The sequence below is a fragment of the Campylobacter sp. RM5004 genome (genome assembly GCF_022369455.1).
In the GTDB taxonomy this organism is placed as follows: Bacteria; Campylobacterota; Campylobacteria; order Campylobacterales; family Campylobacteraceae; genus Campylobacter_E.
The window spans coordinates 769847-785003 of the sequence record NZ_CP059599.1; the positions used below are offsets into that span (position 1 = coordinate 769847).

At 29.6% G+C, this 15157-nt stretch carries 13 protein-coding genes; all 13 read left to right on the top strand.

Annotated features, from left to right (window positions below):
- Positions 1–47: 47 nt before the first annotated feature.
- The 13 genes from nifJ to AVANS_RS04000 all read left to right on the top strand — a co-directional run bounded on the left by nifJ (position 48) and on the right by AVANS_RS04000 (position 15019).
- Positions 48–3593, top strand: coding sequence for a pyruvate:ferredoxin (flavodoxin) oxidoreductase (gene nifJ, locus AVANS_RS03945; RefSeq protein ID WP_239818361.1), 3546 nt, complete (start codon positions 48–50; stop codon positions 3591–3593).
- A gap of 232 nt (positions 3594–3825) precedes the next feature.
- Positions 3826–4905 carry a hydrogenase small subunit gene (locus AVANS_RS03950; RefSeq protein WP_239818362.1) on the top strand — a complete coding sequence of 360 codons (1080 nt, stop codon included), beginning with the start codon at positions 3826–3828 and terminating at the stop codon, positions 4903–4905.
- Positions 4906–4907: 2 nt separating this feature from the next.
- Positions 4908–6614, top strand: coding sequence for a nickel-dependent hydrogenase large subunit (locus AVANS_RS03955; protein WP_239818363.1), 1707 nt, complete (start codon positions 4908–4910; stop codon positions 6612–6614).
- Position 6615: 1 nt separating this feature from the next.
- Entirely contained in the window at positions 6616–7263 is a 648-nt protein-coding gene (gene cybH, locus AVANS_RS03960; RefSeq protein ID WP_239818364.1) for a Ni/Fe-hydrogenase, b-type cytochrome subunit, read from the top strand.
- A complete protein-coding gene (locus AVANS_RS03965; RefSeq protein WP_239818365.1) occupies positions 7260–7832 on the top strand; it encodes a hydrogenase maturation protease in 573 nt (190 codons plus the stop codon). The genes cybH and AVANS_RS03965 overlap by 4 nt, the downstream gene beginning before the upstream one ends.
- Complete coding sequence (locus AVANS_RS03970; RefSeq protein ID WP_239818366.1) at positions 7822–8964, top strand: hypothetical protein; 1143 nt, start codon at positions 7822–7824, stop codon at positions 8962–8964. Before AVANS_RS03965 ends, AVANS_RS03970 begins: the two co-directional genes overlap by 11 nt.
- Positions 8948–11068, top strand: coding sequence for a carbamoyltransferase HypF (hypF, locus tag AVANS_RS03975; protein WP_239818367.1), 2121 nt, complete (start codon positions 8948–8950; stop codon positions 11066–11068). Before AVANS_RS03970 ends, hypF begins: the two co-directional genes overlap by 17 nt.
- A gap of 48 nt (positions 11069–11116) precedes the next feature.
- Positions 11117–11524, top strand: coding sequence for a large-conductance mechanosensitive channel protein MscL (gene mscL / locus AVANS_RS03980; RefSeq protein ID WP_239818368.1), 408 nt, complete (start codon positions 11117–11119; stop codon positions 11522–11524).
- Positions 11525–12032: 508 nt separating this feature from the next.
- Positions 12033–12167 carry a hypothetical protein gene (locus AVANS_RS09570; protein ID WP_275583456.1) on the top strand — a complete coding sequence of 45 codons (135 nt, stop codon included), beginning with the start codon at positions 12033–12035 and terminating at the stop codon, positions 12165–12167.
- Positions 12168–12276: 109 nt separating this feature from the next.
- Positions 12277–13020, top strand: coding sequence for a hypothetical protein (locus tag AVANS_RS03985; protein ID WP_239818369.1), 744 nt, complete (start codon positions 12277–12279; stop codon positions 13018–13020).
- A gap of 159 nt (positions 13021–13179) precedes the next feature.
- On the top strand, positions 13180–13374 hold the full coding sequence (locus tag AVANS_RS03990; protein ID WP_239818370.1) for a hypothetical protein: 195 nt from the start codon (positions 13180–13182) through the stop codon (positions 13372–13374).
- Between the two features lie 167 nt (positions 13375–13541).
- Positions 13542–14147 carry a hypothetical protein gene (locus AVANS_RS03995; RefSeq protein ID WP_239818371.1) on the top strand — a complete coding sequence of 202 codons (606 nt, stop codon included), beginning with the start codon at positions 13542–13544 and terminating at the stop codon, positions 14145–14147.
- Complete coding sequence (locus AVANS_RS04000) at positions 14144–15019, top strand: WYL domain-containing protein (RefSeq protein WP_239818372.1); 876 nt, start codon at positions 14144–14146, stop codon at positions 15017–15019. Before AVANS_RS03995 ends, AVANS_RS04000 begins: the two co-directional genes overlap by 4 nt.
- The last annotated feature ends 138 nt before the right edge of the window (positions 15020–15157 follow it).

Sequence of the window (15157 nt, forward strand, 5' to 3'; positions counted from 1 at the left end):
GCTTTGAGTAGAATTGAAACACAAATTCTATAAAAAAAGGAAAAATTATGGCAAAAGTTATGAAAACAATGGATGGTAACGAAGCCGCTGCATATGCTGCCTATGCGTTTACTGAAGTCGCAGGAATTTATCCTATTACTCCAAGTTCTCCAATGGCTGATTATACAGATATTTGGGCTTCTCAAGGTAAGAAAAATATTTTTGGTATGCCTGTTAAAATTGTAGAAATGCAAAGTGAAGCAGGTGCTGCAGGTAGTGTTCACGGCTCACTTCAAGCAGGTGCATTAACTACTACTTATACAGCTTCTCAAGGTTTATTACTTAAAATTCCTAATATGTATAAAATTGCAGGTCAAATGCTACCTGGTGTTATTCATGTTGCTGCTCGTGCAATTGCAGCTCAAGCTCTTTCAATTTTTGGAGATCATCAAGATATTTACGCAGCTCGCCAAACAGGTTTTGCGATGCTATGCTCAAATAGTGTTCAACAAGCTATGGATTTAGCTGGTGTTGCTCACCTTAGTGCTATTAAAGGTCGTGTTCCATTTATGCACTTCTTTGATGGTTTTAGAACTTCACACGAAATTCAAAAAATTGAAGTTATGGATTATGAAGTATTTAAAAGATTAATTGATATGGACGCAGTTCAAGCATTTCGTGATGCCTGTTTAAATCCTGAACATCCAAAAACTCGTGGAACAGCACAAAACGATGATATATACTTCCAAACTCGTGAATTAGCAAATAGATATTATGACGCTTTACCTGATGTAGTAGCTGATTATATGAATGAAATTTCAAAAGTTACAGGAAGAACTTATAAGCCATTTGTATATTACGGAGCAGCTGATGCAACTCGTGTGGTTGTAGCAATGGGTAGTGTAAATGAGGCTTTAACTGAAGTAGTTGATTATCTAAACAAAAAAGGCGAAAAAGTTGGTGTTATGATGGTTCATTTATATAGACCATTTAGCTTAAAATATTTCTTTAACGAAATGCCAAAATCAGTTGAAAAAATTGCTGTTTTAGATAGAACAAAAGAGCCAGGTAGTATAGGTGAGCCTTTATATCTTGATATTAAAGCAGCTTATTATGATCAAGATAATGCTCCTATTATTGTTGGTGGTAGATATGGTTTAAGCTCAAAAGACGTAGATCCTGCACAATTACTTGCAGTGTTTGAGAATTTGAATTCGGAAAAACCAAAAAATAATTTCACAATCGGTATTAATGATGATGTAACAAATCTTTCATTACCATTAGGTAAAAAGATTTCATTAGGAGATGAGAGCACAACTGAGTGTTTATTCTACGGACTTGGTGCTGATGGAACAGTTGGTGCAAACAAAAACTCAATTAAAATTATCGGAGATAAAACTGATTTATACGCACAAGCTTATTTTGCTTATGATAGTAAAAAATCAGGTGGATATACAAGAAGCCACTTAAGATTTTCTAAAAAACCTATCACATCTACTTATTTAGTAAGCACTCCGCACTTTATTGCTTGTAGCGTAGCTGCTTATTTAGATATTTACGATGTTTTATCAGGCATTAGAGAAAATGGAACATTCCTACTTAACTCAATTTGGGATGAGCAAACTACAATAGAAAAAATTCCTAATAAAGTTAAAAAAGTTCTAGCAGAAAAAAATGTAAATTTCTATATTATCAATGCTACAAAACTTGCTCGTGAAATTGGTCTTGGCAATAGAACAAATACAATTATGCAAAGTGCATTCTTTAAATTAGCAAAAATTATTGATTATGAAGATGCTCAAAAATATATGAAAGAATTTGCATATAAAAGCTATGTGAAAAAAGGTGAAGCAATAGTTGAAATGAACTATAAGGCTATTGATACAGGAGCACAAGGCTTAGTAAAAGTTAATGTTGATCCAGCATGGGCAAATCTAGTTGTTGAAGAGAAAAAAGCTGATGATAAATACATAGGAACTGCTTTTGTTGAAAACATTGTAAAACCTATGAACGCTGCTAAAGGTGATGATTTACCAGTTTCTGCATTCTTAGGACATGAAGATGGTAGTTTTGAGCACGGAACAACTCAATTTGAAAAGCGTGGCGTTGGTGTTATGGTTCCAAAATGGATTGAGGCAAATTGTATTCAATGTAACCAATGTGCATCAGTATGCCCACATGCAGTAATTCGCCCATTCTTAATCAATGAAGAAGAAATGGCAAACGCTCCAGTAGGAGTAAAAGAGCATTCACTAGATGCTAAAGGTATTAAAGGCGAAAGTCTTAAATTTAAAATCCAAGTATCAGCACTTGATTGTACAGGTTGTGAACTTTGTGTAACTGAGTGTCCAAGTAAAGAAAAATCACTTGTAATGGTTCCACTAGAAGAAGAACTAGAAAAAGGCGAGCAAGATAACGCTGATTATTTATTCCATAAAGTAAGTTATAAAGATAACTATTTAGCAAAAGATACTACAAAAGGTGCTCAATTTGCACAACCATTATTTGAATTCCACGGAGCATGCCCAGGTTGTGGTGAAACTCCATATATCACATTAGTAACAAGAATGTTTGGTGAAAGAATGATGATTGCAAACGCAACAGGATGTAGCTCAATTTATGGTGGTTCTGCACCTTCAACTCCATACCGCAAAAACGATAAAGGTTTTGGACCTGCATGGGGTAACTCATTATTTGAAGATAATGCTGAGTTTGGTATGGGTATGAGAGTTGCAACTGAGACAATTCGTCATAGAATTGAAGATATTATGATTAATACAAAAGATAAAGCTCCAAATGCAATTGCTGCACTTTATGGTGAGTGGTTAGCTAATAAGAAAAATGCTGATATAACAGCAGATGTAAGAGATAGATTAATCCCATTATTAGAGCAACACGCAGAGCTTGAAGGTGCTAAAGAAATTTTAGGACTTAAAAACTATGTAGCTAAAAAATCTCAATGGATTTTCGGAGGCGATGGCTGGGCTTATGATATAGGTTATGGCGGACTTGATCATGTTTTAGCAAGTGGAGAAGATGTGAATGTATTAGTAATGGATACCGAAGTTTATTCAAATACAGGCGGACAAGCATCTAAATCAACAAGAACTGGTGCGGTAGCTCAATTTGCTGCAAGTGGTAAGCCAAGTCAGAAAAAAGACTTAGGACAAATCGCTATGACTTATGGAAATATTTTCGTAGCTCAAGTAAACTCAAACGCAAACTATGCTCATTTTATTAAAGCATTAATTGCAGCTGAAGCTTATGATGGACCAAGCTTAATAATTTGCTATAGCCCTTGTATAGCTCACGGAATTAAAGGCGGAATGGGTGCTAGTGGAGATCATGCTGAAATTGCTACTAAGTGTGGTTATTGGCCGATTTATACTTTTGATCCAAGATTAGAAGAAGAAGGCAAAAACCCATTAAAAATTGTTTCTCGTGAGCCTGATTGGGATTTATATGAAAGCTTTTTAATGGCAGAAGTTCGCTATAATTCTCTTAAAAAGTCTAATCCAAAAGAAGCAGAAGAATTATATGCACGCAACAAAGCAGACGCTCAAAGACGCTACAGACAATTAAAGCGTTTAGCAGCAGCTGATTATTCTAATTAATATTAAGCCCTTTTTAGGGCTTAATTATTTTTATTTTCTTAAGGAATTTGAATTAGGAATTTAAAAATTAACTTAAATCTTCTTAAATTAATTTCTAGAAATGTTTTAATTAAGAAATTGATTTTTTTCTTTATTATCAAAAAGCTTTTATTTTAAGATTAAAATTATCTTTTTTGTAACCTTAAATTCTTTAAATCATATTAAAATTAATAAATTTTTTTAAGGAGATATTATGCAAAATCTTAATGCCAAAAAAGATTTAATGCAAATACTAAACGAACATGGTTTTAGTAGAAGGGATTTTTTAAAATGGTCTAGCGGAATGGCTACTATGCTAGGACTTGGAGTAACTTTTGCTCCAAATATTGCAAATGCAGTAGAAAATGCTAGTAATACTCCTGTAATTTGGCTACATATGGCTGAATGCACAGGCTGTAGTGAGAGTTTACTTAGAAGTGATGCACCTACAATTGATAGTTTAATATTTGATTATTTAAATATTGAATATCACGAAACCGTAATGGCTGCAAGCGGTCATCAAGCTGATGAAAACTTAGAAAACGCTATTAAAAAACATGCAGGAAAATATGTATTATTAGTAGAAGGTGCAGTTCCTGCAGGAAGTTCTAGTTTTTATCTAACCTTGGGTTCTAAAGGCCATACAGGAGAAGAAATAGCAAAAAAAGCTTGTGAAAATGCAGCAGCGATTTTAGCAATAGGAACCTGTTCAAGCTTTGGTGGTATTCAAGCAGCTGCTCCAAATCCAACAAATGCTGTGCCAATTAGCAAGATTACAAATAAAAGCGTGATTAATGTTCCAGGCTGTCCTCCAAGTGAGAAAAATATCGTTGGCTCTGTTTTACAATTATTATTATTTGGTTCTATGGCACTTGATAATTTTAATCGTCCTAAGTGGGCATATGAGCATAGAATTCATGATTATTGTGAGCGTAGAGGGCATTTTGATGCAGGTGAGTTTGTTGAAAGCTTTGGCGATGAAGGTGCTAAGAAAGGTTATTGTCTTTATAAAGTTGGTTGTAAAGGACCATATACATTCAATAATTGTGCAAAGCATAGATTTAATCAGCACACAAACTGGCCAATCGGAGCTGGACATGGTTGTATAGGTTGCTCTGAGCCTGATTTTTGGGATAGTATGCAAGCTTTTGAAGAGCCACTTAAAAATAAATCATTTAGAACATTTTTTAATGATGCAACAAGTGATAAGATAGGAATAGGTGTATTAACACTAACAGGAGTAGCAATAGCTGCTCATGCAACAATTTCAACAATTAAAAAAGATAAGGAATAAAAATGCAAAAAATAGTAGTAGATCCAATTACGAGAATTGAAGGACATTTAAGAGTAGAAGTAATAGTTGATGATAATAATGTAGTAACCGATGCTTATGCAGGTTCAACTCTTTGGCGTGGAATTGAAACTATTGTAAAAGGTAGAGATCCAAGAGATGTGGGCTTTATGACGCAAAGAATTTGTGGAGTTTGTACATATTCGCATTATAGAGCAGGTATTGAAGCAGCTGAAAATGCTTTAGGTATAGTTCTGCCAAAAAATGCAAAACTTACAAGAACATTAATGAATGCTGCATTATTTATGCACGATCACTGCGTTCATTTTTATCAATTACACGGGCTTGATTTTGTTGATGTTGTAAGTGCTTTAAGCGCTGATCCAGTAAAAGCTGAGCAAGAAGCTCTAAAATGGTGTGATAAGCCATTTGCTTGTGGTGTTGGAGAGCTTAAAGCTGTTCAAGAAAAGTTAAAAGGCTTTGTTGATAAAGGAGAATTAGGAATATTTGCAAATGCTTATTGGGGACACAAAACTTATCGCTTTAGCCCTGAACAAAACCTAATTGCATTAAGCCACTATTTAGAGTGCTTAAAAATTCAAAGAATTGCAGCACAATTAATGGCTATTTTTGGTGCAAAACAACCACATCCACAAAGCTTAACCGTTGGTGGTGTAACTTGCGTTATGGATATACTTGATCCTGCAAGAATTGGCGAATACAAAACTAAATTCCTTGAAATTAGTGATTTTATTCATCGTGCTTATTTGGCTGATATTAAGATGGCTGCAGCTGTTTATAAAAACGAGCCAAGCGTAATGAATGATGTAGGTGTTGATAATTTCATGTGTTCTAATGAGTTTTATTTAGGAGATGAATATTTATTCAAAGGCGGAATTGTTACAAATATGCTAAAAAACCCTGTTTTAAGCGAAGTAGATGAGAGTAAAATCACAGAAGAAGCAACTAGAGCTTGGTATAAAAATGATAAAGCACTTCATCCTTATGATGGCGAACAAGAGCCAAATTATACAGGTTTAGTAGATGAAAAAACCCTAAATCATAAAGGCGAGTTAGAAGATTCTAAAGTATTTGATATGAATGGAAAATATAGTTGGATTAAAGCTCCAAGATATGATAATTTACCTGTACAAGTTGGACCAATCGCAACAATTATCGTAAATTACTTAGCAAAAAATCCTATCGTTGTAAAAGAAGTTGATGCTTTATTAGCTGAATTAAATATTGAGCTTAAAGACTTACTTAGCACATTAGGAAGAACTGCAGCAAGAATGCTTGAAGTTAAAATTATAAGCGAACACGCTTTAAAAGCTTTAGATAATTTAATCCAAAATCTAAAAGTTGATCAAAGCACTTGCGCGCCTTATGTAATAGATAAAAACAAAGAATATAAAGGTCGCTTTATAGGTAATGCTCCAAGGGGAGTTTTAAGCCACTGGATTAGAATTAAAGATGGTATAGTGCAAAATTATCAATGCGTAGTTCCATCTACATGGAATGCAAGTCCAAAGGATGCTAATGGCGTTATGGGAAGCTATGAAGCTTGCTTAATCGGTCTTAAAATTGCAGATCTTACAAAACCACTTGAAATTATTAGAAAAATACATTCATACGATCCTTGCATTGCTTGTGCTGTGCATGTTATGGATAAAAAAGGTAATAAGTTAGGTGAATATAAAGTAGGGGTGTGATATGAAACATTATGAGTTTTCTATTGGTCTTAGGGCTACTCATTGGCTAAGAGCTTTTGCTATCTTAGCCCTTTGTATTAGTGGCTTTTATATAGCAAGTGTATTTATTGCGCCTGATAAATCAACTGAGCCAAATTTATTTATGCAAGCAAAGTTTCGCTTCGTGCATAATGTAGCTGGATTTATTCTTTTAGCTTGTTTTATCTTTAAACTTTATCTTTTTATTTTTGATAAATTAAGCCATAAAGAGCGTGTAAGTATAAAGGATTGCTTTAGTATTAAAACTTGGATAGAACAAATTAAGTTTTATTTATTTTTAGGCAAGCACCCACACTTGCAAGGTGTTTATAATCCACTTCAATTTGTGAGCTATTTTTTCTTTTATATTGTTTTAGCATTGCTGATTTTAACAGGTTTCGTGCTTTATATAAATGTATATCATGAAGGCTTTGCAGCTATGATAACTCCGTTTATTAAGCCATTTGAAGAAATGTTTGGCGGACTTGCTTATGTTAGAATTCTTCATCATATTTTAACTTGGATTACTATGATTTTTGTAGGAGTTCATATTTATATGGCTGTATTTAATGCTGTTAAAGGCAAAGATGGTGCAATGGACGCTATATTTAGTGGATACAAATATAAATGAGAGTTTTAGTTCTAGGAATTGGAAATATCTTAATAGGCGATGAGGGAGCTGGAGTTATTTTTCTTGAATATTTTAGGAAAAATCTAGCTCCTAATCCTTTAATACAAGAAGAATTTAAAAACGGAATTTCAACTCAATTAGTATTTTTAGACGGCGGAACAATGGCTATGAATTTAGCCCATATAATTGCTGATTTTGATAAAGTTTATGTGATTGACTGTATTAATGCTGATGATTTAGAAGTAGGTGATGTTGTATTTTTTGATTATAAGCAAGTGCCAACTAATATAAATTATCAAGGCAGTGCACATGAGCTTGAAATGCAAATGATGCTTAATTTTATGAATTTAGTTGGTGATTTGCCAGAGTGCAAGATTTTAGGAATTGTTCCAAATCGCCTTGAGCCTATGAAGATTGGCTTAAGTGAAAGTATTCAAAAATCTTTTGTTAAATTACAAAAAACTCTTTTAAATGAATTAAACAAAGATGGTTTTAATTTAGAGTTTAAAGGTGATTTTAGTATTGAAAAAGCGATTAGTAATTATAGGAATTTAAGCAGTGTTAATTAGGTATGATTTTAAGATTAATTTAAAAGATTTTGGAATATTTTTAAGCCATATTGCAAAAAAAATCAATATAAATTATAAGCTTTTTTATGAAAATAATGAGTTTTCGTTAGAGTTAAATGATGAAAGCGAAAAGATTTTAGAGTTTAATGAGCTTATTAAAAAAGTTCCTTATTTTTTATTTTTACAAGATTTTAATGTAAGCGAAGAAAAAAGCGAAAAAAGAAAAGAATTTGAAATAGGAATTTCAAAATTACCTTTAAATCTTTGTGATGAAATTTTTGATGATTTAGCATTAAAAGTGCAAAATTATGAAAAAACAAATGAGAGTGATTTTGTAGTTATAGCTAATTATGAATTATTACAAAAAGCATTTGTATGTGATAAAAATACTCAAATATTGTTAAATTCTTATGAAAAACCATTTATAAAACTTGCACTAAAACCACTTTATAAAAAAGCTCATAATTTAAAAGATTTTTTATATGTAGGTTTTGCAAATAATAAAGATTTGTATAATGAACTAAAAGAAAGCAATGAGCTTTATTATATAAAAAAGCCAGAAAACGCACTAATAATTAAGCCTTATAACGATACATTTTGTATTATTCAAAATCCTTATACTAATGAGTTTGATAATGCTTTTAATATTGATAAATTAAGCTTTAGATTACCTAAAAACAAGGCTAGTTTGATTAATCTTTTAAAAGGCTTAGAGCATGGAGAAAAACTCTTAGCAAATTATGAAAAGAAATTTAGCTTAAGTGATTTTGAATTAGTTGAAGATAATATTTTTGCTCTAATTAAACTTGCTAACATAATACTAGAAAGCGATGTTTTAAAGCTAGTTCCTAATAATTATACAAAGGGCGTTAGTGTTGATTTTATAATTGATGAAAACGGCTTAAATATAGCAAAATTAATCTCTTCATTAATGAGCTTTAGATTAGCAAATGCAGCGATGATTGAAGTAGGGTTTTTTGAAGGGCTTGTAAAAATGCTTGGAAATTTAAATACCGATGAAAGATACATAAGCACAAAGCTTATAGAGTATAGTTCGTTTTTAAGTTACAATGCATTTTTAAATCCACATTTAAAAATTAGCAAATGGGCTAATAGTGAGTGTTTTAATTAATATAACAGGCAAGGTTCAAGGAGTAGGATTTCGCCCTGAAGTTTGCAAATTAGCTAAAGCAAAAGGACTTAATGGCTATATTTTAAACGATACTTTAGGAGTTAGTTTAGCGCTTGATTGCGATGAAAAAAGAGCTAGAGAATTTATAAAAGACTTAAAACAAATACTTAAAAAAAATCGCCCATTAGCAAGTATAGAAAAAGTAAAAATTACCAAAACTAATGAAACTTATAATGATTTTATTATCAAAAAACCAAGTAAAGATAAGCGTAATCTAGCAGTTATTTTGCCAGATTTCGCTCCTTGTAAGGATTGCATAAAAGAGCTTAATAATCCTAAGCTAAAACGAAGATTCAATCATCCTTTTATAAACTGCACGAATTGTGGCACAAGATATAGTGTGATAAGAAAAATCCCCTATGATAGAACAAACACTTCTATGAGTGAGTTTATTATGTGCGATGAATGCAGTAAAGAATATAACGACCTTGATGATAGAAGGTTTTTTGCTGAGCCTATTGCATGTAATAGCTGTGGGGCAAGGCTTAATGTAGATTTAGCAAAGGCTATAAAATATCTTAAAAATGGCAAAATTGTAGCGATTAAAGGCGTTGGCGGATTTAATTTATTGTGTAATGCAAACGATAGCAATGCGGTTGATAAATTAAGAGCTTTAAAACAAAGACCTAAAAAACCCTTAGCAATAATGGTTAAAGATATTAAAATGGCTAAGCAATACGCCGAAATTTCAAAAAAAGAAGAGCAAATTTTAAAAAGTGAGCAAAGACCTATAATGCTACTTAAAAGTCTTAACAAAACTGCTTTTAATATACATTTTGAATTTAGCCAAATAGGTATATTTTTGCCAACTGCACCGATATTTCATATACTTTTTAAGGGGCTTGATTTTGCATTAGTGGCTACTAGTGCAAACAAAAGTGGTGAGATGATTTATTCTAAAAAAAGCGAGTTTAAGAGATTAAAACCTGATTTAATAATAAATCATAATAGAAAAATTATTAATAAAATTGATGATAGTGTAGGGCAAGTAGTTAATAATACTTATCATCATTTAAGAAGTGCTAGGGGCTTTTCGCCGCATTATTTTCATCATAAAATAAAGAAAAATATAAATATTCTTGCCCTTGGAATGGAAGAAAAAAACGAGTTTTTAATATATACAAATGGGCTTTGTATAAAATCACCTTTCATAGGGGATTTAAAGGATATTAGTGTTTATGAAAACTTCATTAAAACTTTAAGATTTTTTGTAAGTAATTATAAAATCAAATTTGATTATATTTTGGCTGATTTACACCCACATTTTTTATACCACGAAAAAATTACAAAAGAATTTAAAATAGGAATTAGCAAAACCACAAAAATTATAAAAATCTATCATCACGCAGCCCATGCAATGAGCCTAAATCTTAAAAATATTAGAGCATTTTGTTTTGATGGCACGGGATTTAAGAATAATCATCATATAAGTGGTGGAGAAGTGCTAGACATTACAAAAAATACAATTAATACTGCGTTTTCTTTTGATAATTTTAAATTAGTGAATGTTAAAAATAATGAATTATTAGCCTATGCTATTATGCAAAAATACGAATTACCTTATCAAATAAATAATAATTATGATATAGCCTTAAAAAACTGCAAGCTTTATACAGGCTCACTTGGTAGGATAATTGACGCTTTTGCTTATCTTGTTTGTGGGTTAAAAAAGAATGATTTTGAAGCACATTCGGGAATGCTAATAGAAAGCTATTATAACGAGAATATAAAAGATATTTATAAGGTAGAATTTGAATTAGGAATTATAAATTATAAAGATATTTTTGCAAGTTGTATAAATGAAAGCTGTGAGCTTGCATGCACTAAGTTTATAAATACAATTGTTTATATAATCAAAACTTTAAGTCCTAGTAAAAGAGCGGTTTTAAGTGGTGGAGTGTTTTGTAATAAAACTATTTTAAGGCTGCTTTTAGAAGATAAAGAATATAAATTTTATACTCCAAAAGACTTTGCTATAAACGATGGTTGCATTGCTTTAGGACAACTTAATTACTTCTTAAATAATATGAATTTTAAGGATTAATTTATTATATATTGATAAAATCACGCCTTTTTTCAAAAAGGATTAATCATGAAAATTTTACAAGAATTTAAAACATTTGCTATGCGTGGCAATGTTGTGGATTTAGCTGTTGGTGTGGTTATCGGAACTGCTTTTGGTAAGATTGTAAGCTCACTTGTAAGCGATATTATTATGCCTATTGTTGGGGTTTTAACAGGTGGGGTTGATTTTAGCGATTTAAAATTAGTTATCAAAGAAGGTGCTAAAGAAGCTGAGAATGTAACTGTTAATTATGGTATGTTTATTCAAAATGTTGTTGATTTTTTAATCATTGCTTTTTCAATTTTCGTTGTTGTAAAGCTAATCAATAAGCTTAAAAAAGCAGAAAAAGAAGAAGAAAAACAAGCTCCAGCTCCTGCACCTGCAGAAGACATCGTGCTACTAACCGAAATTAGAGATTTATTAAAAAACAAATAATTTTTAAGCTAATCTTAGTGATTAGCTTAATTTATATCATATCCTTAGAATTATTTTCTTCATTTTTCTTTTTAACTTTATAAAGATTGCATATTTTGGTATAGATAAAACTTATATTTATATAAATGAAAGCGTTATATTGATAGTTTTAAATCAGTAATTTTATAAGTTGTTAATATTTCTTATAATAAAATTAATATAAAAAGTTATAACTATATTTAATATATAAATCTTAGTAATATAGTAAGTAGGTTATAATTTAGATAAACACATAAGCATTATCAAGGTAATTTTATATATTTGATATCAAGTAAATAATTTTACTTTAAACAAATAAAAATTTATTTTAAATTTCTAAATAAGATTATTGTTAATTTTAAATCCAAATATTTTTACAAAATCACAAAAATTATCTCATAAATTACACAAAAAGACTTAGTGTGTCTTTTGTTTTAGTTATCATTTCATCACCTGTTTTTAAACAAGAATTTATTTTAAGGAGAAGTAAATGAGATTTTCTTTAATTGAGGACAAATTTTCTATTAACCATTATGATGATGGCCGTTGCCCTACTTGTGGTTTTCTTTATGATATTCATGGTAAATGTGAATGCGATGGTCCTGATGATGATGATTATGATTAAAAATAATTAGTATTAATACGCAAACTTTTAGCCAAACTTAATTTATTTGGCTAATTTTGCGTATTTTAAATAAGTCTTGATTTATTTAATATAAAGGAAAATATTTAAAATGAAAAAAATATTAGCAATAATTACTTTATTAACAACTACTATAAATGCTGCTTATATAGGTACATCCAGTACTTTTACTAAACTTAAAATACAAAATCCTGAAGTAGATAAAATAGGCAGAATTAAAAATAACCATAATAATCTATATGATAGTTTTTATATAAAAATGTTTAAAGAATCATATAATGATTTACCTATAGGATTTGAGATATCAATTGGTGGTTCTGGATACGAAAGCGATATAATGCATCCTGAAGGTGGAGTAAAAAAAGTAGGTTATGTAAAACAAATTCATTCAAACTTTAATTTAATGTTGGCTTATAGTTTATATAACGAATTTAGCTTGTTTAAAATCAAAACAAATTTATTATTTGGTTATACTCGTACTAAATTTAAATATCACCTTGAAAAGTATGAGCTGTTAGGATATAAAATTGTTAATTTAGCTAATGAAAAAGAAAGATTAAATGGTGTGATTTATGGTTTTGATTCTATGATTTTATTTGATACTCTTTATTTGGAATTTGATTTATATGATAGAAAATATTTTAAAAATAAATATATAAAATCATTTAATAAAACTATAAAAACTCCTTTAGAATATAGTGCTACAATAGGCATTTATGATAATGAGTTATTTGGCTACAAGATAGGGTATAAAATAGGGTTAAAATATTTAAAACAATCTACTATTTATAGCAATAGACATGCTTTAGGTTTTGATTTAGCAATTAGCTTTTAACTAATTGCTAATTAATTTATTCTTCATAATTTTATCTTTTAATTTATGTAAAATTTATAAATATCTCATTTTAATCAAGTTAAAAGACATAGTATGTCTTTTGTATGTGTTAAAATATCAATACTTATTAAAGTAAGAATTTATTTTTAAGGAGAAAATATGAGTTATATTTGTTCTTGTTGTGGTAGAGATTATTGTGGTTTTGCTGGAGAATGTGGTTATAGTCAAGAAGGGGTTCATGTATATGTAAGAAAAAATTCTATTCCTGTATGTCGTTATTGTTGTGCGGAAGGAGAGTATATTTTTAAGGGGAAATGTAGAAATAGTCCATCTGGATATCATCAAAGTATGTAAAGAGATTATTATTCATATTAGTTTATAATTTAGTGATACTTGCTAAAACAAACAGTAAGTATCATTATAGTAATTTTATTTATTTTTGTTTAGTTTAATAAATAAATGAAATTTTATTTTAAATTCTTTGGTTTGAAGGGTTTAAAATAAAATTATTAAGGAAAAATATGACACCATTAATCAAAATAAAAAGACCAACTTCAGAAGAAGTACAAAAATACACTATAGAAAAAGTTGATAAGCATTATGAATTACAAGAAGTTGCTTTAAATAAATTGTTTACTAAAACTTATCCAAAAAATGATGATATAGATGATATTTTGATAAAAGCATCATCATTAAATGATTTTTATAGTACAAAAATTTTTTCAATTTTTCCTGTTGCTAAGCATATAAAAGATTTAAATATTGATAAGGGTTTAGAAGATGGGGATTTAAGTTTGGTTAGTAAGATAGCAAGTGTAAATATAAATGGAGTAAATAAAAAATTTTATTCATTTGCTAGCAAATATTGCTCTCATCATAAGCCAGAAAAATTTCCCATATATGATTATTATGTAGACACTATGTTAAAATATTTTCAAAAAATTGATAGTTTTTATAAGTCTAAAAAAATGGATTTAAAAAATTATGAGACTTTTTGTGATGTTATAAATGAGTTTATTAAATTTTATGGCTTAGGCAAGTTTAAAATCAAGCAAATTGATGTGTATTTGTGGCAATTAGGCAAAGCTGCGTTTCCAAGAAACTATAAAAAGAAAAGTAAGCAATGAGATTACCAAGTACAGGAGATTTGTTAGTAGAAAGAATAATTGAGATATTAATAAGACTTTATAACAAAGAGCGTTTTAGCAAAGCCGAACTAGCACTTGAATACGGAGTAAGTGAGCGAACCATTCAGCGTGATATTATGCAAAGATTAGGGCATTTATCTATTGCTAAAGATGATAGCGGTAGGTATTACATAAAAGATAGTAAGATTTTAAAAACTTATAAAAACGACTATATAAATTTGTTAAAAAATATCATGGGGGGGGGGGTATTTGCAATTGATTTTATAGAAAATTTTTCTGAAAGTAAGTATTTTCCTATAAAGTTTCAGCCAATTAGTGATATGTATAATACGAGTGATTTTACTAACCTATGCAAGGCTATCATCTTTCAAAAAATCATAAAAGTAAATTACGATAATAAACCAAGAACCTTAAAACCATATAAGCTTATAAGTCATTTAAGTGCATGGTATTTAGTAGCTACTGAAAATGATATTATAAAAACGTTTGCATTATACAAGCTAAAGGCTATAAATATATGCAAAGATGAGTTTTTGCATGATAAAAAGGTCTTAGAAGAGCTTGAAAAAGATAGTGATTTTTTCTTTACTAGTTGTGATAGGATTGAAGTTATTTTAGAAGTTAGTAGCTTAGGAATAGAGTATTTTTTAAACCATAAAATCCTAGCAAATCAAGAAATCTTAGATAAAACTAGCGACAAACTTATAATCAGCACAATGGTAAGTTGTGATGATGAATTGCTTAGCGTTGTGTTTAGGTTTATACCTTATGTAAAAATTCTAGCTCCAAAAGAATTAACTTCTAAAAATGAAAAAATAATACAAAAGTATTTAGAATATTTAAACCAATAATAATTTTAAGCCTTATAAAATATAAACAAAATTGTTTATAAGAATAAAAAATAATTAATTTTATCTATTTAATTTTTATTAAATCTAGCCAATAAATTATCTAGTTTTATATGTTGATTTACTACTTATATTAAAATT